Below are 23536 nucleotides of genomic sequence, written 5' to 3'. Positions count from 1 at the left end.
CGCCAGATTATGTGATGAAATAAAGGCGCTGTTGGGTTACTCTGCAAGCGACTAAATGGGCATTTCTAAACAGATAGTGCGTTGTTCAGACTCTGTAGACTTATAATGAGAGATAATGACCTGTCTACAACATGACAAACAAAAACAAATGCGTAACGGAACTTTACGAAACTCTGACACTCTAACCCATTGCTTGCTCATAGTGCAGCTGATGGAGTGGCGTTTCGAGAGCGCGTGGAAATTTGGTTTGGGGAGACTTTACCTCGGATGAGCGAGCAGTTAACGGACCAGGTCCTGGTTGAACGGGTCCAGAAGGGAGATCAGAAAGCCTTTAATTTACTGGTGGTACGCTACCAGCATAAAGTGGCGAGTCTGGTTTCCCGCTATGTGCCGTCGGGCGATGTTCCCGATGTGGTGCAAGAGTCATTTATTAAGGCCTATCGCGCGCTGGATTCTTTCCGGGGAGATAGTGCTTTTTATACCTGGCTATATCGAATTGCAGTCAATACAGCTAAGAATTACCTGGTCGCTCAGGGGCGCCGCCCGCCATCCAGTGATGTGGATGCGATTGAAGCAGAAAACTTCGAAAGTGGCGGTGCGCTGAAAGAAATTTCGAACCCTGAGAACTTAATGTTGTCAGAAGAGCTGAGACAGATAGTTTTCCGAACTATTGAGTCCCTCCCGGAAGATTTACGCATGGCAATTACCTTGCGGGAGCTAGATGGCCTAAGCTATGAAGAGATAGCCGCTATCATGGATTGTCCGGTGGGTACGGTGCGTTCTCGTATCTTCCGAGCGCGGGAAGCTATTGATAATAAAGTTCAACCGCTTATCAGGCGTTGACGATAGCGGGATACTGGAAAAGGTATTAGGCATGCAGAAAGAGAAACTTTCCGCTTTAATGGATGGCGAAACGCTGGATAATGAGCTGCTTAAAGCGCTGACTCATGACCCGGAAATGCAGAAAACATGGGAGAGTTATCACCTGATCCGCGATTCCATGCGCGGAGACACAGCTGATGTTCTCCATTTCGATATTTCCGCGCGCGTTATGGCCGCGATTGAAAGCGAGCCCGTACGCCAGGCGACGCCGTTGATCCCTGAAGCCCAACCCGCACCGCACCAGTGGCAAAAAATGCCTTTCTGGAAGAAAATGCGTCCGTGGGCGGCGCAACTCACCCAAATGGGCGTAGCGGCATGCGTATCGCTTGCAGTTATTGTTGGCGTCCAGCACTATAACGGACAATCTGAAACGTCCCAGCAGCCTGAAACGCCGGTATTCAATACCTTACCAATGATGGGTAAGGCGAGCCCGGTGAGTCTGGGGGTACCTTCTGATGCAACGGCCAGCGGTGGCCAGCAACAGCAGGTACAGGAGCAGCGTCGTCGTATCAATGCCATGCTGCAGGATTACGAACTGCAACGTCGACTGCACTCCGAACAGCTTCAGTTTGAGCAGGCGCAAACACAGCAAGCCGCTGTGCAGGTGCCAGGAATTCAAACTTTAGGAACGCAATCGCAGTAATGAAGCAACTTTGGTTTGCCATGTCACTTGTGACAGGTAGCCTGTTCTTTTCTGCTAACGCCTCGGCCAACCCTGCGTCCGGGGCGTTGTTGCAGCAGATGAATCTGGCCAGCCAGTCACTCACCTACGAGCTGTCATTCGTCAGCATCAATAAACAAGGCGTTGAGTCTCTGCGTTATCGGCATGCGCGCCTCGATAACCGTCCGCTTGCACAATTGTTGCAACTGGATGGCCCGCGCCGGGAAGTCGTCCAGCGTGGAAACGAAATCAGCTATTTCGAGCCTGGGCTCGAGCCGTTCACCTTAAACGGTGACTACATCGTTGATTCCCTGCCTTCTCTGGTCTATACCGACTTTAAGCGACTCGCTCCCTTTTATGATTTTATCTCTGTCGGGAAAACGCGTATCGCTGACCGTTTGTGCGAAGTGATCCGTGTTGTTGCGCGTGATGGTACTCGCTATAGCTACATCGTCTGGATGGACGCAGAGACCCGATTACCGATGAGGGTTGATCTCCTGGATCGCGATGGCGAAACGCTGGAACAATTCCGCGTGATCGCCTTTAACGTGAATAATGATATCGGTAATACGATGCAGGCCCTGGCAAAAGCTAATCTGCCGCCTCTGCTTTCTGTTCCGGCGGGGGAAAAGACTAACTTCAACTGGAGCCCATCCTGGCTTCCGCAAGGGTTCAGCGAAATATCCAGTAGCCGACGCCCGATTCCGACTATGGAAATGCCAATTGAGTCCCGTCTGTACTCCGATGGGTTGTTCAGTTTCTCGGTGAACGTTAACCGTGCGACGCAAGCCAGCACCGATCAACTGCTGCGTACCGGGCGTAGAACGGTAAGCACCAGCGTGCGTGACAACGCAGAAATCACCGTTGTGGGTGAACTTCCGCCGCAAACCGCCAAACGCATTGCAGACAACATTAAGTTCAGGGCTGCGAAATGATCAAAGAGTGGGCAACGGTTGTCTCCTGGCAGGATGGTCAGGCGAGGGTGAGTTGTGATGTTAAGGCATCCTGCAGTAGCTGCGCTTCCCGTGCGGGATGCGGCACTCGGGTGTTGAATAAACTGGGACCACAAACGACGCATACGATTGTGGTACCGAGTGCTGAACCGTTGGTCCCAGGGCAGAAAGTCGAACTGGGTATTGCCGAAGGTAGCCTGCTGGGGTCAGCGATGTTGGTATACCTGTCGCCGCTGGCTGGACTTTTTCTGTTTGCTTCCCTGTTTCAGGTCTTGTTCGGCTCAGATATGGCTTCATTGAGCGGTGCGATATTAGGCGGGGTCGGGGGATTTTTGATTGCGCGTGGTTTCTCCCGCAAACTGGCAAAGCGAGAAGCCTGGCAACCGGTGATTCTGAACGTTGCCTTACCGCCGGGAATGCTCCGCGTCGAGACCCCTCCAGCCGAAACGAGCCAGTGATTTCACTGGCTTTGTTGTATTTTGCATTGCAAAAGCGATGTTGTTTCCAGTTCCCGCTATCCTTGCTCTATGAACATTTCCTCGCCTCAGCGTTGTAGTGTAGAATGCGGCGTTTCACTTAAACAGACGTTAAGCTCAGAACAGCGACTTCTCAAAGCCTGTCGAACCAGGCGTAAGGCACAATAATTACACTATATGAAGAACATACGTAACTTTTCAATCATAGCTCACATCGACCACGGTAAATCGACGCTGTCTGACCGTATTATCCAGATCTGCGGTGGCCTGTCTGACCGTGAAATGGAAGCGCAGGTTCTCGACTCGATGGATCTTGAGCGTGAGCGCGGTATTACGATCAAAGCGCAGAGCGTGACGCTCGATTTCAAAGCATCTGATGGTGAAACCTATCAGCTTAACTTTATCGACACCCCTGGCCACGTTGACTTCTCTTATGAAGTTTCCCGTTCACTGGCGGCGTGTGAAGGTGCATTGCTGGTGGTTGACGCCGGACAGGGTGTAGAAGCACAAACCCTGGCGAACTGCTATACCGCCATGGAAATGGATCTGGAAGTGGTTCCGGTCCTTAACAAAATTGACTTACCTGCCGCCGATCCTGAACGTGTGGCAGAAGAGATTGAAGATATTGTCGGCATCGACGCCACTGACGCCGTGCGCTGCTCGGCGAAAACCGGCGTGGGCGTGACCGACGTTCTGGAACGTCTGGTGCGTGATATTCCGCCGCCGGAAGGCGATCCGGAAGGCCCGCTGCAGGCGCTGATCATCGACTCCTGGTTCGATAACTATCTTGGCGTTGTTTCGCTGGTGCGTATTAAAAACGGCACCATGCGTAAAGGCGACAAGATTAAAGTGATGAGCACCGGGCAGGTCTACAACGCAGACCGTCTGGGCATCTTTACGCCGAAGCAGGTTGACCGCACTGAGCTGAAATGCGGCGAGGTAGGTTGGCTGGTTTGTGCGATTAAAGACATCCTCGGCGCACCGGTTGGCGATACGCTGACGCAGGCGCGTAACCCGGCGGATAAAGCGCTGCCAGGGTTTAAAAAGGTTAAACCGCAGGTTTATGCGGGTCTGTTCCCGGTCAGTTCAGACGATTACGAAAACTTCCGCGATGCGCTCGGTAAACTGAGCCTGAACGACGCTTCTCTGTTCTACGAGCCGGAAAGCTCAACGGCGCTGGGCTTCGGCTTCCGCTGTGGCTTCCTGGGGCTGTTGCACATGGAGATCATTCAGGAACGTCTGGAACGTGAATACGATCTGGATCTGATCACCACCGCGCCGACCGTTGTTTACGAAGTCGAAACGACCAGCAAAGAAACTATCTATGTCGACAGCCCATCCAAACTGCCGCCGCTGAACAACATTTATGAGTTGCGCGAGCCGATCGCAGAATGTCACATGCTGCTGCCGCAGGCTTACCTGGGCAACGTTATCACGCTGTGTATCGAGAAGCGTGGCGTACAGACCAACATGGTATACCACGGTAACCAGGTTGCGCTGACCTACGAAATCCCGATGGCGGAAGTGGTGCTCGACTTCTTCGACCGTCTGAAGTCAACGTCTCGTGGCTACGCTTCGCTAGACTATAACTTTAAACGCTTCCAGGCATCGGACATGGTTCGTGTTGACGTGTTGATTAACAACGAGCGTGTTGATGCGCTGGCGTTGATCACTCACCGTGGCAATTCGCAAAGCCGTGGCCGTGATTTGGTTGAGAAGATGAAAGAGCTCATCCCGCGCCAGCAGTTTGACATCGCTATCCAGGCCGCGATTGGGACGCACATTATTGCGCGCTCGACGGTGAAGCAGCTGCGTAAGAACGTGTTGGCGAAGTGCTATGGCGGTGATATCAGCCGTAAGAAAAAACTGCTGCAGAAGCAGAAAGAAGGTAAAAAACGAATGAAGCAGATCGGTAACGTAGAGCTGCCTCAGGAAGCGTTTCTCGCCATTCTGCATGTCGGTAAAGACAGCAAATAACCCTAAGGAGTTGGCATGGCGAATATGTTTGCCCTGATTCTGGTGATTGCCACACTGGTGACGGGCATTTTATGGTGCGTGGATAAGTTTATCTTCGCGCCAAAACGTCGGGAGCGTCAGGCAGCGGCACAGGCCGCTGTCAATGAGTCGCTGGACAAAGCCACGCTAAAAAAAGTGGCACCTAAGCCCGGCTGGCTGGAAACCGGCGCGTCGGTGTTTCCGGTGCTGGCGATTGTGCTGGTTGTGCGTTCATTTATCTATGAACCCTTCCAGATCCCGTCAGGTTCGATGATGCCGACACTGTTAATCGGTGACTTTATTCTGGTGGAAAAATTCGCCTATGGAATTAAAGACCCGATTTACCAGAAAACCTTGATTGAAACCGGTCATCCTAAACGTGGCGATATCGTGGTCTTTAAATACCCGGAAGATCCGCGTCTGGATTACATCAAACGCGCTGTCGGTTTACCGGGTGATAAAGTCTCGTACGATCCGGTAGCGAAAGAAGTCACCATTCAGCCAGGGTGCAGTTCAGGCCAGGCATGTGAAAATGCGCTGGCGGTAACCTATTCCAATGTTCAGCCGAGCGATTTCGTTCAGACGTTTGCCCGTCGTAACGCAGGCGAAGCCAGCAGTGGATTCTTTGAAGTGCCGTTGAACGAAACCAAAGATAACGGTATTCGTCTGACTGAGCGCAAAGAGACGCTGGGTGAGGTAACACACCGGATCCTGACCGTGCCAATCGCACAGGATCAGGTCGGGATGTATTACCAGCAGCCAGGTCAGCAACTGGCTACTTGGATTGTGCCGCCGGGACAATACTTCATGATGGGTGATAACCGTGATAACAGCGCGGACAGCCGTTACTGGGGATTTGTACCGGAAGCAAACCTGGTCGGTAAAGCGACGGCGATCTGGATGAGTTTTGATAAACAAGAAGGTGAATGGCCTACCGGCGTGCGTTTAAGCCGTATCGGCGGTATTCATTAATTCCTGATAAATGTTCATGTTGTCGTCGTAATGGCGACAACATGAATTATTTATTGGATAAATTCCCCCAGACTAACGACATCCTTTGTCGTTGTGTATAGAATATTCCCCCGAAGTTTAAGGTTGGCGCCGTCTGGTCGCCACGGCACACGAAACAGCATTGGTTTCAAATACAGGTCTGTTTCGTGTGCTGGATTGTTGACGCATTCATTTATTGGTATCGCATGAACCCCATCGTAATTAATCGGCTTCAACGGAAGCTGGGCTACACTTTTACTCATCAGGAGCTGTTGCAGCAGGCATTAACCCATCGTAGTGCCAGCAGCAAACATAACGAGCGTTTAGAGTTTTTAGGCGACTCTATTTTGAGCTTTGTCATCGCTAATGCGCTATATCACCGTTTCCCACGTGTGGACGAAGGGGATATGAGCCGTATGCGCGCCACGCTGGTGCGTGGTAACACACTTGCGGAATTAGCCCGTGAGTTTGATCTGGGTGAATGCTTGCGTTTGGGGCCGGGTGAATTGAAAAGCGGCGGCTTCCGTCGTGAATCTATTCTGGCCGATACCGTAGAAGCGTTAATTGGTGGCGTATTCCTCGACAGCGATATTCAGACCGTCGAGAAACTGATCCTTAACTGGTATCAAAGCCGTCTGGATGAAATTAGCCCGGGCGATAAACAAAAAGATCCGAAAACGCGTTTGCAGGAATATTTGCAAGGTCGTCATCTGCCGTTACCGTCTTATCTGGTGGTACAGGTGCGTGGTGAAGCGCATGATCAGGAATTTACTATCCACTGCCAGGTCAGCGGCCTGAGTGAACCGGTGGTAGGCACAGGTTCAAGCCGTCGTAAGGCTGAGCAGGCTGCCGCCGAACAGGCGTTGAAAAAACTGGAGTTGGAATGAGCATCGATACAACCTATTGCGGATTTATTGCCATCGTCGGTCGCCCGAATGTAGGCAAATCTACCCTGTTGAATAATCTGCTTGGGCAGAAGATTTCAATTACTTCCCGTAAGGCGCAAACCACACGTCACCGCATTGTCGGTATCCATACCGAAGGGGCGTATCAGGCTATTTATGTCGATACCCCGGGTTTGCACATGGAAGAAAAACGCGCCATTAACCGCCTGATGAACAAAGCGGCGAGTAGCTCTATTGGCGACGTTGAACTGATCATTTTCGTTGTAGAAGGCACCCGCTGGACGCCAGACGATGAGATGGTGCTGAACAAACTGCGCGACGGTAAAGCTCCGGTTATCCTGGCAGTCAACAAAGTGGATAACGTGCAGGAAAAAGCGGATTTACTGCCGCACCTGCAATTCCTGGCGAGCCAGATGAATTTCCTCGATATTGTGCCGATGTCTGCGGAAACCGGTATGAACGTGGATACGGTTGCGGGCATCGTGCGTAAACACCTGCCGGAGGCCATCCATCACTTCCCGGAAGATTACATCACCGATCGTTCCCAGCGCTTTATGGCTTCGGAAATCATCCGTGAAAAACTGATGCGTTTTCTGGGTGCTGAGCTGCCGTACTCCGTTACCGTTGAGATTGAACGTTTCATTACTAACGAACGCGGCGGCTACGACATCAATGGGCTGATCCTCGTTGAGCGTGAAGGGCAGAAGAAGATGGTCATTGGCAACAAAGGGGCCAAAATCAAAACCATCGGTATTGAAGCGCGTAAAGATATGCAGGACATGTTTGAAGCGCCAGTACACCTGGAACTGTGGGTGAAAGTGAAATCTGGCTGGGCCGACGACGAGCGCGCGCTGCGCAGTCTCGGCTATGGCGACGATCTCTAATATTGCATACTCTATGACTTTCGAGGTGCAGGAAGGCGGCAAGGCCGTGAATTCCCAGGAGCTTACTCAAGTAAGTGACTGGGGTGAACGGACGCGGCCAACGCACCTGCAACTTGAAAGGCGACGAGTATGATGGAAGGCTGGCAGCGCGCATTCGTATTGCACAGCCGTCCGTGGAGCGAAACCAGCCTGATGCTGGACGTCTTCACGGAAGAGTCAGGTCGCGTGCGTCTGGTCGCCAAAGGCGCACGTTCCAAACGTTCTAATCTGAAAGGCGCTTTACAGCCTTTCACGCCGCTCCTGCTTCGCTTTGGCGGTCGCGGTGAGGTGAAAACCTTACGCAGCGCAGAAGCCGTCTCCCTGGCGCTTCCTCTCAGCGGTATCACGCTTTACAGTGGTCTCTACATCAACGAACTGGTTTCTCGTGTACTTGAGTACGAGACGCGCTTTTCTGAACTCTTTTTTGATTATCTGAACTGCATACAAACACTGGCAGGTGCTACGGGGACTCCCGAACCCGCTCTGCGTCGCTTTGAGCTCGCGTTGCTCGGTCACCTGGGTTATGGGGTGGACTTCACGCATTGTGCTGGCAGCGGTGAGTTGGTGGATGACACCATGACGTATCGCTATCGCGAAGAGAAAGGGTTCATTGCCAGCGTCGTGATTGATAACAACACCTTCACCGGACGACATCTGAAGGCGCTTGAAGCAAGAGAATTTCCTGATGTTGATACATTGCGCGCAGCGAAACGCTTTACCCGTATGGCGCTAAAGCCGTATCTTGGAGGTAAGCCGTTAAAAAGCCGGGAGCTCTTCCGGCAATTTATGCCAAAACGCGCAGTGAAAACGAATAACGATTAACGAGGATTGTCATGGCTGAATTACTGTTAGGCGTCAACATTGACCACATTGCTACTCTGCGTAATGCGCGTGGCACCGCATACCCGGACCCGGTACAGGCTGCATTTATTGCCGAACAGGCGGGTGCCGACGGTATTACCGTGCACCTGCGTGAAGATCGCCGCCATATCACTGACCGTGACGTGCGTATTCTGCGCCAGACGCTGGATACTCGCATGAACCTGGAGATGGCGGTGACGGAAGAGATGCTGGCGATTGCCGTTGAGACGAAGCCGCATTTTTGCTGTCTGGTGCCGGAAAAACGCCAGGAAGTCACTACTGAGGGCGGTCTGGATGTGGCAGGTCAGCGCGACAAAATGCGCGATGCCTGTAAACGTCTGGCAGATGCAGGGATCCTCGTATCATTGTTCATTGATGCCGATGAAGCTCAGATCAAAGCCGCCGCAGAGGTTGGGGCACCCTACATTGAAATTCATACCGGCTGCTATGCGGATGCCAAAACCGACGCTCAACAGGCGCAGGAGCTGGCGCGTATCGCCAGGGCGGCGACCTTTGCGGCCGGTCTGGGGCTGAAAGTGAATGCGGGTCATGGTCTGACGTATCACAACGTGAAAGCCATCGCGGCGTTGCCGGAAATGCACGAGCTGAATATCGGCCATGCCATTATCGGACGTGCGGTGATGAGCGGCCTGAAAGAGGCGATTGCTGAAATGAAGCGTCTGATGCTGGAAGCGCGTGGCTAATGGCGATCCTGGGTTTGGGCACGGATATTGTAGAGATTGCTCGTATTGAGGCGGTTATCTCTCGGTCAGGCGATCGTCTTGCAAGAAGAGTGCTCAGCGACAATGAATGGGCCATTTGGGAAACGCACCAACAACCGGTGCGTTTTCTCGCCAAACGTTTCGCGGTAAAAGAGGCGGCGGCAAAAGCCTTCGGCACCGGAATTCGCAACGGTCTGGCGTTTAACCAGTTTGAAGTGTTTAACGATGAACTCGGCAAGCCGCGTTTGCGGTTGTGGGGGGAGGCGTTGAAGCTGGCGGAAACCCTCGGTGTTGCCAGTATGCACGTCACGCTGGCCGATGAACGACACTACGCCTGCGCCACGGTGATTATCGAGAGTTAAGCAAGGGCCGTTTTAGAGTTTGTCCGCGTGGTGCATCAGGACAAACTTATCCCACAACTGCTCCTGCGTTTCGACGTGTGCCGGATCTTTCAGAATCGTATTCGGGATCGGGCATACTTTCTGGCAGGTTGGCGTGTCGTAATGGCCAACGCATTCAGTACACTTGTCGCTGTTAATCTCATAGATAGCATCGCCCATGGAAATGGCCTCGTTTGGGCATTCCGGTTCGCACATATCGCAATTGATGCATTTTTTGGTGATTAACAGCGCCATCAGGATACTCTCAAAACATCACAAATCGGGCGGGCATTATACGCGCATTCTTTGCTCAGACCAGTTTTTTTACCAGCGCCTCGCTGTGTCTGATACGTCCCGGAGCGTGTTCCAAATCCTGTTGTACCAACGCCATAAAAAGCACATCAGTGAGCATCATTTGAGCATGCGTGGATGAAATAGCCCCACTACGGGTGGCCTGCTCCTCTGCAATGGTATACAGGCAATGTGTGGCGCGCTGCTGCAATGCGTTAGGCGTAAATCCGGTGATGGCCAGGATTTTCCCTCCCACCAACAATGTTTCATCTGCCGCCAGATTAAGCTCTCTGCGTTCACCCGTGTAGGAGATGGCCAGCAGCAGATCCTCTGAAGAGAGCGCCTGAACCGTCGCCAGCAGGGCGTGCATATCGCGCTCGACGACAGCATTAAAGCCTATTTTCATGAGCTTCCAGGCAAAGTTTTGCGCAACCAGGCCTGAAGCGCCAATCCCGGTCAGGACAATCCGCCGGGCGCGACGTAGCATCGTCGCGCTCTCGATCAGCTTTTCTTCGCTGTTGACGTCGAGCGTAGCGTGCATCGCCGCCACATTTTCTTTAATCAGCTTTTCGCCCACCAGACGCATAGGATCATCGCCACGGATCAGATTGTGGACGGGAACTGACTGAGGATTCGGATTGCTCACCAGCGCTTCGCTGATCGCCAGTTTCAGTGCCGGAAATCCTTTAAATCCCATTTTTTGCGCGAATTTCACCACGCTGGACTGACTGATGCCCACTTCGGCGGCAAGCTGCTGCGAACTGAGATGCCGTGCGTTATCCGGTTGCGAAAGAAGATAATCCGCAAGCCTCTTGTCGCTTTGGGCGAGATGGGGATAACGTTGACGAATACGGCTCAAACAGTTCATGGGTTCTCCTGGCGAAAACGTGATGGCGACAGCGACACAAATTTCACTCGCCTGAATGAATATAATATTCCATTATAGGCAATTAGTATGAATTAAAAATTCCTGAGGAGAAAAAATGAATCTCGGCGCGTTAGTTTCAGAAACCCGTAATCCACAGACTATGGACCTCGATGCTTTATCCACGCTTGAGCTGGTTCATCGTTTTAATCAACAGGATACGCAGGTAGCGCTCGCAGTAAAAGAGACGCTGCCGGAGGTTGCGCGTGCAGTCGATGCCGCTGCAAATGCGTTAAAGGCAGGAGGGCGCATTATTTATATGGGTGCTGGCACCAGTGGACGGCTGGGAGTGCTTGATGCGTCTGAATGCCCGCCAACTTTTGGCGTGCCGCATGGGCTGGTCGTGGGATTGATAGCAGGGGGCCCGGGCGCGTTGTTGAAGGCGGTTGAAGGTGCCGAAGATAGTCTGCAGTTAGGGGAAGAGGATTTAAAGGCGCTCAATCTGACCGCGCAGGATCTGGTGGTTGGACTGGCGGCATCAGGTCGCACGCCCTACGTGATTGGCGGCTTGAAGTATGCCAACCTGGCTGGATGCACCACGGTCGCTATTTCCTGTAATCCTGACTCACCGATCGCGCGTGAGGCGGACATAGCGATTTCGCCGGTGGTCGGCCCCGAGGCGCTGACGGGGTCAACGCGACTGAAATCAGGTACTGCGCAAAAGCTGGTGCTCAATATGATCTCCACTGGTGCGATGGTGAAATTTGGCAAGGTCTATCAAAACCTGATGGTGGATATGAAGGCCACCAACGTCAAACTGATCGACAGAGCGTGTCGCATGGTGGTGGAAGCGACAGGAATTACGCGCGAAGACGCTGAGGCGCTACTGAAACAAACCGATTTTGACGTCAAACCCGCCATTCTGATGGCGCTCTCCGGGCTGGATGCGGCAGCCGCCAGAGAAAAACTGTCGGCTCACCAGGGATTTTTACGGGCGGCATTAGAAAACTAAACAGACGAGCATACGGCGACGGGGGAGTAAGCCGTTTATCATTGATGTGACGCGACTATGCGCATTAACGATTGTTGCCGGAAAAGTGATGTTCTATCTGTTAGGCTATTTAATAGCAGTTAGCGCCAGGTTCTCGTTGACCAGGCTTCAGAGTTCAACTTTCCAGAGGTGCAGGGTTTGACCAGCCACGAGCGTCGTGTCGTATTTTTTGATTTGGATGGTACGTTGCACCAACAGGATATGTTTGGCAGTTTCCTGCGTTATCTGTTGCGTCGCCAGCCGCTGAATGTGCTGCTCGTGCTGCCTTTACTGCCGATCATTGCGATTGCGTTGATGATAAAAGGGCGCGCCGCTCGCTGGCCCGTGAGTCTCTTGTTGTGGGGATGTACATTTGGTCACAGCGAAGCGCGTCTGAAAGCGCGTCAGGCTGAGTTTGTGCGTTGGTTTCGGGATAACGTCACCGCGTTTCCGATTGTGCAGGAACGACTCACCACCTATTTGTTGAGTTCTGATGCCGATATCTGGCTTATCACCGGCTCGCCGCAATCGCTGGTCGAGCAGGTCTATTTTGATACCCCGTGGCTGCCGCGCGTTAACCTGATCGCCAGTCAGATCCAGCGAGGCTACGGTGGCTGGGTGTTGACTCTGCGTTGCCTGGGGCACGAAAAAGTCGCGCAACTTGAGCGGCAGATTGGCACGCCGCTGCGTCTGTATAGCGGATACAGCGACAGCAAGCAGGACAACCCATTACTCTACTTTTGCCAGCATCGCTGGCGCGTCACGCCACGCGGTGAGCTCCAGCAACTGGAATAGTGCAAAGCAGAGCGTCTGTGTATAATGCGCCCGCTTTTATTACTGGAGTTTCCCTTTGTCTGAAGTTGAATTTAGCCACGAATACTGGATGCGTCATGCGTTGACGCTGGCGAAACGCGCCTGGGACGAACGTGAAGTGCCGGTGGGTGCGGTATTGGTGCACAATGATCGCGTCATCGGTGAAGGGTGGAATCGGCCAATCGGTCATCACGATCCTACTGCGCATGCGGAAATTATGGCGTTACGACAAGGGGGGATGGTGCTGCAAAACTACCGTTTGCTGGACACCACGCTGTACGTCACGCTGGAACCGTGCGTCATGTGTGCAGGCGCGATGGTCCACAGTCGGATTGGTCGGGTTGTTTTTGGCGCACGTGATGCAAAAACGGGCGCGGCAGGCTCGCTGATGGATGTCTTGCATCACCCGGGTATGAATCACCGGGTGGAAATCACCGAGGGCATCTTGCGTGATGAATGCGCGACGCTGCTGAGCGATTTTTTCCGCATGCGTCGTCAGGAGATCAAAGCACTGAAAAAGTCATCGGCGACGCCTGAATAAACGTCGCGTTACTCTTCCTCTTTTTCCTTCGGCGGTAACAGTAATGTCGGCGAAGGTGTCAGGTAGGCCGAAGACGACTGCGACAAAAACGAGGAGAGGGAGAGCCTCTCTTTACCAAAGTCCTCCGCAGACACCGCCGGGTAGTCCTGCGCCAGTTTCAGTGTTTCTGCGGCCTGTTTCTCTTTCTCCTGCAGATAGCCGACCAGGCTTATCTGATACTTTCGAATATTTTCCACATAGGCGTAAGCTTCGTGCCCGCGCGCATAGCCGTAGGTCAACTTGCTGTAATACGGTTTCTGGCTGAGCAGCGGCAAGCGCTGTTTTACATCGGTCCAACTGTCCGGATTCCCTTTGGTTTTTACCGTTAACGCCCGGGCGTCGAGCATGTGCGCATAACCCATATTGTAAGCGATGAGCGCAAACCAGATACGCTCTTCTTCGGGAACGGTATCAGGGACTTTGCTCATCATATCCTGTAGATAACGCGCGCCGCCGCTGATGCTCTGTTCGGCGTCGGTCCTGTCAGTCAACCCCAGACTTTGGGCGGTATTTCTGGTGAGCATCATCATGCCGCGTACGCCGGTTGGCGAGGTGGCTTGCGCATCCCAGTGCGATTCCTGGTACGCGATAGCCGCCAGTAAACGCCAGTCAATCTCCTGCGCATACTTCTGAAACAGCGGTTTCAGCTCTGGCAGCACGTTATCTACAGCGCGTAAGAAGGTGCGGGTATCAACGTAATCAAAGTCGCCGCCGTGACCCAAATATTTTTCTTCCAGTCGCGCCAGAGAACCGTCTTCATTAATGGTGTTAAAAAAATCGAGCAGGGCTGCCGAGAGCGTGTTGTCATCATCCAGTTGGCTGAACCAGGTGACCGGCTGCTCATCGGTGACATCCAGCGCAACGGCCAGCTCAGGGTGTACGCGCTGGAACAAGCTGATGGCCACCGAGTCTGCGATGGTGTACTCCAGTTCGCCGCTGATCACCGCTTCCATCAGTTCCGTCGTGCCCTTTTTGTCATCGACTTTCCAGCTGAGTTCGGGGAACTTTGTCTCTTTCAGGGTGCGTAGGTCATTCAGGACCACATGACTTGGCGCAATGGTGAGTTGGTTTTCATTCACGGTGGCAAGCGTTCGCGGGCGATATTGTCCGACCCGATAGACCACTTGCTGAGAAACAGAATAGTACGTTGGACCCGATTGGTAGTTTTTCACGCGTTCGCTGTTATAGACCAGACCTGCGGCCAGCAGGTCGGCCTTGCCATTGTCCAGATCGTCAAACAACTGGCTGATGTTCTGACGTACGGTGACCTTCAGCTTTACGCCTAAGTAGTTGGCGAACAGCTGCGCCAGCTCATAATCCAGACCGTACTTTTTTCCATTGAGGGTTGAGTAGGTTAGCGGTGAGTCAATGGTACTGACGCGCAGCTCTCCCCGCGCCTGAATGGCGGCGATACGATTATCGGCTTTACCGAACCAGGGGATTGATGGCCAGAGGGCCGCTGCCAACAGCAGCGTCAGTATGCCGATGAACAGATAATTAATCTTTAATTTTTTCAATTAGTTAATTCTCTGGATCGTGCGGTTTCTCAGCCTGAAAATGTAGTGATTAAAGCTAGTGTGAGTCATTGATGTGCGGCATTTTGCGCAACAATACGCCAGTTGGCAACTAATTCGGAATCAGTGGCGCATCGGATGATAAGAAACGGCGGTGATTTTATTTCGACGCAAACGGTTTCGTCAGCGCGCCAGATTCTTTATAATGGCGCCCGTTTCCCCACTTGGGCACACCGAAAGCTTAGAAGACGAGAGACTTATGATGGAAATTCTGCGTGGTTCGCCTGCACTGTCTGCATTCCGTATTAACAAACTGCTGGCGCGTTTTCAGGCTGCCAACCTCCAGGTCAACAATATTTACGCTGAGTATGTCCATTTTGCCTGCCTGAATGCGCCGCTGAACGATGATGAACACGCGCAGCTTGCCCGTTTGCTGAAGTATGGCCCGAGCTTACGCAGCCATACCCCGGAGGGAAAACTGCTGTTGGTTACCCCTCGTCCTGGCACCATCTCTCCCTGGTCTTCCAAAGCAACGGATATTGCACACAACTGCGGCCTGCAACAGGTGAGCCGTCTGGAACGTGGCATTGCCTGGTACGTTGACGCTGAGCCACTCACCGCTGAGCAGTGGCAAAGCGTTGCTGCTGAACTGCACGACCGCATGATGGAGACGATTTTCTCCTCGTTGAACGACGCAGAAAAACTGTTTGTTCACCACCAACCGGCACCGGTTGCCAGCGTTGATGTGCTGGGCGAAGGTCGTCAGGCACTGATTAACGCAAACCTGCGTCTGGGCCTGGCGCTGGCGGATGACGAAATTGATTATCTGCATACTGCCTTCAGCAACCTGGGCCGCAATCCAAACGACATTGAGCTTTATATGTTCGCCCAGGCGAACTCCGAACACTGCCGTCACAAGATTTTCAACGCCGACTGGGTCATTGATGGCAAACAACAGCCGAAATCGCTGTTCAAAATGATTAAAAACACCTTCGAGACCACGCCGGACCACGTGCTTTCTGCCTATAAAGATAACGCGGCGGTAATGGAAGGTTCTGAAGTGGGGCGCTACTTTGCCGACCATGAAACGGGTCGTTACGACTTCCATCAGGAACCTACACACATCCTGATGAAAGTAGAAACCCATAACCACCCGACCGCAATTTCGCCTTGGCCAGGTGCTGCGACCGGTTCCGGTGGCGAGATTCGTGACGAAGGCGCGACTGGGCGTGGCGCGAAGCCGAAAGCCGGTCTGGTTGGTTTCTCTGTTTCTAACCTGCGTATTCCGGGCTTTGAACAGCCGTGGGAAGAAGATTTCGGTAAGCCGGAGCGCATTGTTACCGCGCTGGACATCATGACCGAAGGCCCGCTGGGCGGCGCCGCATTTAACAACGAATTTGGTCGTCCGGCGCTGAACGGTTACTTCCGTACGTATGAAGAGAAAGTGAATAGCCACAACGGCGAAGAGCTACGCGGCTATCACAAACCGATCATGCTGGCGGGCGGGATCGGCAACATCCGCGCCGATCACGTACAGAAAGGCGAGATCGTCGTTGGCGCGAAGCTGATCGTGCTCGGCGGCCCGGCGATGAACATCGGTCTTGGTGGCGGCGCGGCGTCTTCTATGGCGTCCGGCCAGTCCGATGCCGATCTGGATTTCGCCTCCGTACAGCGCGACAACCCGGAAATGGAACGTCGCTGCCAGGAGGTTATCGACCGTTGCTGGCAGTTGGGCGATGCTAACCCAATCCTGTTTATCCACGACGTGGGCGCGGGCGGTCTCTCTAACGCGATGCCGGAACTGGTGAGCGACGGCGGGCGCGGCGGCAAATTTGAACTGCGTGACATCCTCAGCGACGAGCCGGGTATGAGCCCGCTGGAAATCTGGTGTAACGAATCGCAGGAACGTTATGTTCTGGCGGTTGCCGCTGACCAGTTGCCGCTGTTTGATGCGCTCTGCAAGCGCGAGCGCGCACCGTACGCCGTGATCGGTGAAGCAACCGAAGAACAGCATCTTTCGATGAATGACCGTCATTTCGATAATCAGCCTATCGATCTGCCGCTGGATGTTCTGTTGGGCAAAACGCCGAAAATGACCCGTGATGTGCAGCGCCTGCAAGCAAAAGGCGACGCGCTGGATCGTCGTGATATTACCGTTGCCGATGCGGTCAACCGCGTACTGCATTTACCTGCCGTGGCGGAAAAAACGTTCCTCGTCACCATCGGCGACCGCACCGTCACCGGCATGGTGGCGCGCGATCAGATGGTTGGCCCGTGGCAGGTTCCGGTGGCGAACTGTGCGGTTACCACCGCAAGCCTTGACAGCTACTACGGCGAAGCCATGTCGTTGGGCGAGCGTGCGCCGGTCGCATTGCTGGATTTCTCCGCGTCCGCCCGTCTGGCGGTTGGGGAAGCGCTCACCAACATTGCGGCGACGCAGATTGGTGATATCAAACGTATCAAACTGTCTGCAAACTGGATGGCGGCAGCAGGCCACCCGGGTGAAGATGCCGGCTTGTATGAAGCTGTAAAAGCGGTGGGTGAAGAACTCTGTCCGGCATTGGGTCTGACCATTCCGGTGGGCAAAGACTCGATGTCGATGAAAACCCGCTGGCAGGAAGGCAATGAGCAGCGTGAAATGACCTCGCCATTATCGCTGGTGATCACCGCGTTTGCCCGCGTGGAAGACGTCCGTCACACCATCACGCCGCAGCTCTCCACGGAAGATAACGCCCTGCTGCTGATTGACCTGGGCAAGGGCCACAACGCGCTGGGGGCAACTGCGCTGGCGCAGGTTTACCGTCAGCTTGGCGACAAACCGGCAGACGTGCGTGACGTCGCACAGCTGAAAGGCTTCTATGATGCGATGCAGGCGCTGGTGGCGCAGCGTAAACTGCTGGCTTACCACGACCGTTCTGATGGCGGTTTGCTGGTGACGCTGGCTGAGATGGCCTTTACCGGTCACTGTGGCATTCAGGCGGATATCGCTGCTCTGGGCGACGATCGTCTGGCGGCGCTGTTTAACGAAGAGCTTGGGGCCGTCATTCAGGTTCGTGCGGCGGATCGTCAGGCCGTCGAAACCCTGTTGGCGCAACATGGTCTTGGCGACTGCGTTCACGCGTTAGGTCAGGCCGTTTCCGGTGACAGTTTTGTTATCGAAGCGGACGGTCAGGTTGTCTTCAGTGAAAGCCGTACCACCTTACGCACCTGGTGGGCTGAAACCACGTGGCAAATGCAGCGTCTGCGAGACAACCCTGAATGTGCCGATCAGGAACATCAGGCGAAAACCAACGATGCCGATCCTGGTCTTAATGTGAAGCTGTCGTTTGATATCAGCGAAGATATCGCTGCGCCATACATCGCGACCGGCGCACGTCCAAAAGTCGCGGTGCTGCGCGAACAGGGCGTCAACTCGCATGTGGAAATGGCAGCTGCTTTCCACCGTGCGGGCTTTGATGCAATCGATGTACACATGAGTGACTTGCTGGCGGGGCGCACTGGTCTTGATGACTTCCAGGCGCTGGTGGCGTGTGGCGGCTTCTCTTACGGCGACGTGCTGGGGGCGGGTGAAGGTTGGGCGAAATCGATCCTCTTTAACAACCGCGTGCGCGATGCGTTCGAAACCTTCTTCCACCGTCCGCAAACGCTGGCGCTTGGCGTGTGTAATGGCTGCCAGATGATGTCCAATCTGCGTGAGCTGATCCCGGGCAGCGATCTGTGGCCGCGCTTTGTGCGTAACCATTCCGACCGTTTTGAAGCGCGCTTTAGTCTGGTGGAAGTGACCCAAAGCCCATCCCTGTTACTGCAGGGAATGGTGGGCTCACAGATGCCGATTGCGGTTTCTCATGGGGAAGGGCGTGTGGAAGTGCGTGATGGTGCGCATTTGGCTCAGCTTGAGAGCAAAGGTCTGGTGGCGCTGCGCTATGTCGATAACTTCGGCAAAGTGACCGAAACCTACCCGGCGAACCCGAACGGCTCGCCGAACGGGATTACGGCGGTGACTACTGAAAATGGCCGCGTGACCATCATGATGCCGCACCCGGAGCGCGTTTTCCGCACGGTAAGCAACTCCTGGCATCCGGAAAACTGGGGCGAGGACAGCCCGTGGATGCGCATCTTCCGTAACGCGCGTAAGCAGTTAGGTTAATCAACACCTGCGAAAGGCCCGGTAGCCTGATGCTTACCGGGCCAGCTAAACGGCAGGCCGGATAAAACGAAATAGCCAACCGTGGACGCTTTTTGTCGGGGAATCACGACAAAGGGTAGTTTGCAGTGTCTCCAAAAGGAGACGTTTAATTGATTGATTTTTATAGAGTGTGCTGAGTTTGAGATTGGGTGTCTCTTTTTGACGACACAATGGCGAAATCTTACTCACTTTGGCTTTGCTGCTTTTTTGTCGTAAAGTTAAATAAAATCATGATGTTAATATAATGCTTTAACTATTGGCATGGTTTCTGCATAATACTAAGCAGTGGCTCATTCACCTTCTTATGTCAGCCCCTTCGGGACGTGCTACATAAACTTCGAATGACGCACAACAAGGTGCCTGCCGTCCAACATCTGATAATAGCGCTGCTTTATCAACCATCGGGCGAAACGTCGAGTTAGGCACCGCCTTATTCCATAACAGAGCCGGGTTAAGCCCGGCTTTGTTGTATCTGAGGTTTCCCTCAGTTAGCATCCTTCTATTCGTCTCCGATGAGAGTAACGCTTTGAAGCGCTGGTCTGTATTTCCCCGGTCATTACGCCAATTGGTTATGCTGGCATTCCTGCTGATCCTGCTTCCTTTATTGGTGCTGGCATGGCAGGCATGGCAAAGTCTCAACGCCCTGAGTGCGCAGGCGGCGTTAACCAACCGCACAACTCTGATTGATGCCCGTCGCAGCGAGGCGATGACCAATGCGGCGCTCGGGATGGAGCGCAGTTATCGTCAGTACTGTGTGCTGGACGATCCTACGCTTGCGAAGGTCTATCACGGCCAACGAAAGCGCTACAGTGAAATGCTGGACGCGCATGCCGGCGTATTGCCGGATGACAAACTTTATCAGGCATTGCGTCAGGATCTGAATGCGCTCACCCAACTACGCTGTACAAACAGCGGTCCGGATGCGGCGGCGGCGGCGAGCCTGGAAGCCTTTGCTCACGCCAACACCGAGATGGTGCAGGCGACGAGAACCGTTATTTTCTCCCGCGGCCAACAGCTTCAGCAGGAAATTGCCGAGCGCGGACAGTTCTTTGGCTGGCAGGCGCTGGTGCTGTTTCTGGTCAGCCTGGCCATGGTGCTGCTCTTTACCCGTATGATCATTGGGCCGGTAAAGGGGATTGAGCGGATGATCAATCGACTGGGGGAAGGGCGTTCGCTGGGGAATGCCGTTTCGTTTACCGGTCCCCGTGAACTACGCTCAGTGGGCCAACGTATTATCTGGTTGAGCGAGCGTTTGTCCTGGCTTGAATCACAACGTCACCAATTTTTACGCCATCTCTCACATGAACTGAAAACGCCACTGGCCAGTATGCGTGAGGGCACAGAGCTGTTGGCCGATCAGGTTGTGGGGCCGCTGACGCCTGAGCAAAAAGAGGTGGTCGGCATTCTCGACAACAGCAGCCGTAACTTACAGAAGTTGATTGAGCAACTGCTTGATTACAACAGAAAACTGGCAGATAGCGCCATTGAACTGGAAAGCGTTGAGATTGAACCGCTGGTCGATATGGTGGTTTCCGCTCACAGTTTGCCAGCCCGCGCTAAAATGATGCATACCGACGTCAGACTGGATGCGAATACGTGCCTGGCGGAGCCGATGCTATTGATGAGCGTGCTGGACAATCTTTACTCCAATGCGGTGCACTATGGTGCTGAATCCGGTAACATTTGTATCAGTAGCCGTCTGCATGGCGCCACGGTACATATTGATGTCACAAATACCGGTACCCCGATTCCAGAAACAGAAAGAGCCATGATTTTCGAGCCGTTTTTCCAGGGGAGCCATCAGAGAAAAGGGGCTGTGAAGGGCAGCGGGCTGGGATTAAGCATCGCCAGGGACTGTATCCGTCGTATGCAGGGAGAACTTTATCTGGTCGATGAGAATGCGCAAGAGGTGTGTTTCCGCATAGAGCTGCCGCTATCTGCATCGAAAAACCATTAAAAATGAAGCTAAGTCTGGTGAGTATGCCACACGTTTTTGTTCGAGTGTTTAAACGACTTTTTTCCCGACGGATGTTATTCGCGAGCGTGCCGTGTCTGGCGCTGATGGGGTGTGCCCCGCACGCGGCTAAACATCTCGTCGGCGATCCGTCTCAGGAAAAAATCCCGCCTTATCAACTGGCGGATTACCTTTCTACCGAGTGTGCTGACATCTGGTCATTACAAGGGAAGTCCACGGAGAGCAACCCGCTTTACTGGCTGCGGGCGGTTGACTGTGCCGATCGTCTGCTGCCGATTCAGTCGCGTAACGAGGCGCGTGCGCTTGAGGATGATACCTGGCAGAGTGCCTTTAAGCGTGGGATTTTACTGGCGGATGCCAAAATCTCGCCCATTGAGCGACGCGTTGCGGTTACCCAACTGGATGCCCTGAGTTCACAGATCCCCGCCCAGGTTCGCCCTCTTTATCAACTTTGGCGCGATGGGCAGATGCTGCAATTACAGCTTGCCGAAGAACGGCAGCGTTACAGCAAGCTTCAGCAAACGACGGACAGCGATCTCGATACGTTGCGTCAGCAGCATCAGCATTTACAGGCTCAGCTCGATCTCACTACCCGCAAGCTGGAGAATTTGACCGATATTGAGCGCCAGCTTTCCACGCGTAAACCCGCCGGTAACTACAATCCTGACGCGACGCGCGGCAGCGACAAACCTGACGAAACAACACCAGCGCCATCACAAGATGAGGTAACGCCATGATCAGCCGCAAACCGGCGCATTTACTGCTCGTGGATGACGATCCGGGCTTGCTAAAACTGCTCGGGATGCGACTGACCAGTGAAGGTTACAGTGTCGTAACGGCAGAAAGCGGCCAGGAAGGGCTGCGCGTACTGAATCGTGAAAAAGTAGATTTGGTGATAAGCGACCTGCGTATGGACGAAATGGACGGCATGCAGCTGTTTATTGAGATCCAGAAAGTGCAGCCGGGTATGCCGGTCATTATTTTGACCGCGCACGGTTCGATTCCCGATGCGGTAGCGGCAACCCAGCAAGGTGTTTTCAGCTTTCTGACCAAGCCGGTAGACAAAGACGCGCTGTATAAGGCGATCGACGAAGCGCTGGAGCAGTCGGCTCCCGCGACAGATGATCGCTGGCGTGAATCTATCGTCACCCGTAGCCCCTTAATGCTGCGCGTGCTGGAGCAGGCGCGCATGGTGGCGCAGTCGGACGTCAGCGTCCTGATTAACGGACAAAGCGGCACCGGGAAAGAGATCTTCGCGCAGGCTATCCATAACGCCAGTCCGCGCAGCAGCAAACCGTTTATCGCGATTAACTGCGGTGCATTGCCGGAGCAGTTGCTGGAGTCTGAATTGTTTGGTCACGCGCGCGGAGCATTTACCGGCGCGGTAAGCAATCGCGAAGGGCTGTTTCAGGCGGCAGAAGGCGGCACGCTGTTTCTGGATGAGATTGGCGACATGCCCGCACCGCTACAGGTCAAACTGCTGCGTGTCCTACAGGAGCGCAAAGTCAGGCCGCTCGGCAGCAATCGCGATATCGACATTGATGTGCGGATCATTTCTGCCACCCACCGTGACCTGCCCAAAGCGATGACGCGGGGCGAATTCCGTGAAGATTTATACTATCGCCTGAACGTGGTGAGCCTGAAAATTCCTGCTCTGGCCGAGCGTGCGGAGGATATTCCACTGCTGGCGAATTATCTGCTGCGTCAGTCGGCAGAGCGGCATAAACCGTTCGTACGCGCTTTTTCAACGGATGCCATGAAGCGGCTGATGACAGCTGGCTGGCCGGGGAACGTCCGTCAACTGGTGAACGTTATCGAACAATGCGTGGCGCTCACCTCTTCGCCGGTGATCAGTGATGCGCTGGTGGAACAGGCGCTGGAAGGGGAGAATACTGCGCTGCCAACCTTCGTTGAAGCGCGCAACCAGTTTGAGCTGAACTATTTGCGAAAACTGCTGCAAATCACCAAAGGCAATGTGACCCATGCAGCGAGAATGGCCGGGCGCAACCGGACCGAATTTTATAAATTACTCTCCCGTCACGAGCTGGATGCAAACGACTTCAAAGAGTAGTTTCCATGCCGTAAAGTAGCGTGAATTGTGGTACGGTAACTCGATTAAAAGACAGGCGACCTTTTCAAGGAATAGCATGAAAAAGATTGATGCGATTATTAAACCCTTCAAGCTGGACGACGTCCGTGAGGCGTTGGCAGAGGTGGGTATCACCGGTATGACGGTTACGGAAGTGAAAGGTTTTGGCCGCCAGAAAGGCCATACCGAGCTGTACCGTGGCGCGGAATATATGGTGGATTTTCTGCCGAAGGTGAAAATTGAAATTGTGGTGACCGACGACATCGTGGAGACCTGCGTCGACACCATTATTCGTACTGCGCAGACGGGTAAAATCGGCGACGGCAAGATCTTCGTCTTTGACGTGGCTCGCGTGATCCGTATTCGTACCGGCGAAGAAGACGACGCGGCGATTTAACGCCGCGTGAGCTTTGCCGGATGGCGGCGTTGCCTTATCCGGCCTACA

22 protein-coding genes and 2 pseudogenes are annotated in these 23536 nt (G+C 53.8%); 21 read left to right on the top strand and 3 right to left on the bottom strand.

The window, feature by feature from the left end; all coding sequences use genetic code 11:
* The first annotated feature begins 115 nt into the window (after positions 1-115).
* The 12 genes from rseD (at position 116) to acpS (ending at position 9730) form a co-directional block, all read left to right on the top strand.
* Complete coding sequence (rseD, locus tag AC07NP_RS15990; RefSeq protein ID WP_203360376.1) at positions 116-271, top strand: rpoE leader peptide RseD; 156 nt, start codon at positions 116-118, stop codon at positions 269-271.
* Positions 268-843: an RNA polymerase sigma factor RpoE gene (gene rpoE / locus AC07NP_RS15985; protein WP_000003307.1), complete on the top strand. Its 576-nt coding sequence runs from the start codon at positions 268-270 to the stop codon at positions 841-843. The genes rseD and rpoE overlap by 4 nt, the downstream gene beginning before the upstream one ends.
* Positions 844-874: 31 nt before the next feature.
* The gene (gene rseA, locus AC07NP_RS15980) at positions 875-1525 is read left to right on the top strand and encodes an anti-sigma-E factor RseA (protein ID WP_162379149.1); all 651 of its coding nucleotides are present in this window, start codon (positions 875-877) and stop codon (positions 1523-1525) included.
* Positions 1525-2478, top strand: a complete 954-nt coding sequence (gene rseB, locus AC07NP_RS15975) for a sigma-E factor regulatory protein RseB (RefSeq protein ID WP_203360377.1) — start codon at positions 1525-1527, stop codon at positions 2476-2478. Before rseA ends, rseB begins: the two co-directional genes overlap by 1 nt.
* The gene (gene rseC, locus AC07NP_RS15970; protein WP_494661043.1) at positions 2475-2954 is read left to right on the top strand and encodes a SoxR-reducing system protein RseC; all 480 of its coding nucleotides are present in this window, start codon (positions 2475-2477) and stop codon (positions 2952-2954) included. Before rseB ends, rseC begins: the two co-directional genes overlap by 4 nt.
* Before the next feature lie 195 nt (positions 2955-3149).
* Positions 3150-4949 (top strand): translation elongation factor 4, encoded by a 1800-nt coding sequence (gene lepA / locus AC07NP_RS15965; protein WP_494661042.1) that lies wholly within the window; start codon positions 3150-3152, stop codon positions 4947-4949.
* A gap of 15 nt (positions 4950-4964) precedes the next feature.
* Positions 4965-5939: a signal peptidase I gene (lepB, locus tag AC07NP_RS15960; RefSeq protein ID WP_192613105.1), complete on the top strand. Its 975-nt coding sequence runs from the start codon at positions 4965-4967 to the stop codon at positions 5937-5939.
* A 224-nt stretch (positions 5940-6163) separates the two neighbouring features.
* Positions 6164-6844 (top strand): ribonuclease III, encoded by a 681-nt coding sequence (gene rnc / locus AC07NP_RS15955; protein ID WP_162379144.1) that lies wholly within the window; start codon positions 6164-6166, stop codon positions 6842-6844.
* Positions 6841-7746 carry a GTPase Era gene (gene era / locus AC07NP_RS15950; protein WP_494661041.1) on the top strand — a complete coding sequence of 302 codons (906 nt, stop codon included), beginning with the start codon at positions 6841-6843 and terminating at the stop codon, positions 7744-7746. Before rnc ends, era begins: the two co-directional genes overlap by 4 nt.
* 132 nt (positions 7747-7878) lie before the next feature.
* Positions 7879-8607, top strand: coding sequence for a DNA repair protein RecO (recO, locus tag AC07NP_RS15945; protein WP_494661052.1), 729 nt, complete (start codon positions 7879-7881; stop codon positions 8605-8607).
* Positions 8608-8618: 11 nt separating this feature from the next.
* Positions 8619-9350 (top strand): pyridoxine 5'-phosphate synthase, encoded by a 732-nt coding sequence (pdxJ, locus tag AC07NP_RS15940; protein ID WP_494661040.1) that lies wholly within the window; start codon positions 8619-8621, stop codon positions 9348-9350.
* Complete coding sequence (gene acpS, locus AC07NP_RS15935) at positions 9350-9730, top strand: holo-ACP synthase (protein WP_203360382.1); 381 nt, start codon at positions 9350-9352, stop codon at positions 9728-9730. Before pdxJ ends, acpS begins: the two co-directional genes overlap by 1 nt.
* 12 nt (positions 9731-9742) lie before the next feature.
* Here acpS and AC07NP_RS15930 read toward each other — a convergent pair whose 3' ends face one another.
* Together AC07NP_RS15930 and AC07NP_RS15925 are read right to left on the bottom strand one after the other, a co-directional pair.
* Positions 9743-10003, bottom strand: a complete 261-nt coding sequence (locus tag AC07NP_RS15930) for a YfhL family 4Fe-4S dicluster ferredoxin (protein WP_162379139.1) — start codon at positions 10001-10003, stop codon at positions 9743-9745.
* A 55-nt stretch (positions 10004-10058) separates the two neighbouring features.
* Positions 10059-10907 carry a MurR/RpiR family transcriptional regulator gene (locus AC07NP_RS15925; protein ID WP_494661039.1) on the bottom strand — a complete coding sequence of 283 codons (849 nt, stop codon included), beginning with the start codon at positions 10905-10907 and terminating at the stop codon, positions 10059-10061.
* A gap of 115 nt (positions 10908-11022) precedes the next feature.
* Here AC07NP_RS15925 and murQ point away from each other — a divergent pair, with 115 nt between their 5' ends.
* The 4 genes and pseudogenes from murQ (at position 11023) to tadA (ending at position 13288) form a co-directional block, all read left to right on the top strand.
* Complete coding sequence (murQ, locus tag AC07NP_RS15920) at positions 11023-11916, top strand: N-acetylmuramic acid 6-phosphate etherase (RefSeq protein WP_494661038.1); 894 nt, start codon at positions 11023-11025, stop codon at positions 11914-11916.
* 61 nt (positions 11917-11977) lie between these two features.
* Positions 11978-12097, top strand: a pseudogene (locus AC07NP_RS15915) (hypothetical protein); the annotation flags it as partial.
* Entirely contained in the window at positions 12094-12729 is a 636-nt protein-coding gene (gene yfhb, locus AC07NP_RS15910) for a phosphatidylglycerophosphatase C (RefSeq protein ID WP_494661037.1), read from the top strand. The pseudogene AC07NP_RS15915 and the gene yfhb, both read left to right, overlap by 4 nt.
* Before the next feature lie 17 nt (positions 12730-12746).
* Positions 12747-13288 (top strand): annotated as a pseudogene (gene tadA / locus AC07NP_RS15905) (tRNA adenosine(34) deaminase TadA).
* A gap of 8 nt (positions 13289-13296) precedes the next feature.
* Here the strand turns inward: tadA and mltF are convergent.
* Positions 13297-14844, bottom strand: a complete 1548-nt coding sequence (gene mltF / locus AC07NP_RS15900; protein WP_494661036.1) for a membrane-bound lytic murein transglycosylase MltF — start codon at positions 14842-14844, stop codon at positions 13297-13299.
* Between the two features lie 256 nt (positions 14845-15100).
* Between mltF and purL the strand changes: the two genes are divergently transcribed.
* The 5 genes from purL to glnB all read left to right on the top strand — a co-directional run bounded on the left by purL (position 15101) and on the right by glnB (position 23488).
* Positions 15101-18988: a phosphoribosylformylglycinamidine synthase gene (purL, locus tag AC07NP_RS15895; protein ID WP_494661035.1), complete on the top strand. Its 3888-nt coding sequence runs from the start codon at positions 15101-15103 to the stop codon at positions 18986-18988.
* Between the two features lie 565 nt (positions 18989-19553).
* Positions 19554-20984: a two component system sensor histidine kinase QseE/GlrK gene (gene qseE / locus AC07NP_RS15890; RefSeq protein ID WP_494661034.1), complete on the top strand. Its 1431-nt coding sequence runs from the start codon at positions 19554-19556 to the stop codon at positions 20982-20984.
* A 23-nt stretch (positions 20985-21007) separates the two neighbouring features.
* Positions 21008-21739, top strand: coding sequence for a two-component system QseEF-associated lipoprotein QseG (gene qseG / locus AC07NP_RS15885; protein ID WP_494661033.1), 732 nt, complete (start codon positions 21008-21010; stop codon positions 21737-21739).
* Positions 21739-23073 carry a two-component system response regulator GlrR gene (gene glrR / locus AC07NP_RS15880; protein WP_271446457.1) on the top strand — a complete coding sequence of 445 codons (1335 nt, stop codon included), beginning with the start codon at positions 21739-21741 and terminating at the stop codon, positions 23071-23073. Before qseG ends, glrR begins: the two co-directional genes overlap by 1 nt.
* Positions 23074-23149: 76 nt before the next feature.
* The gene (gene glnB, locus AC07NP_RS15875; protein ID WP_043082508.1) at positions 23150-23488 is read left to right on the top strand and encodes a nitrogen regulatory protein P-II; all 339 of its coding nucleotides are present in this window, start codon (positions 23150-23152) and stop codon (positions 23486-23488) included.
* Positions 23489-23536: the final 48 nt, after the last annotated feature.

It is taken from the genome of Citrobacter sp. GW821-FHT07H02 (assembly GCF_059418505.1).
The sequence above is the reverse complement of the archived record's forward strand: the minus strand, read 5'-3'. Positions and strand labels throughout refer to the sequence as shown.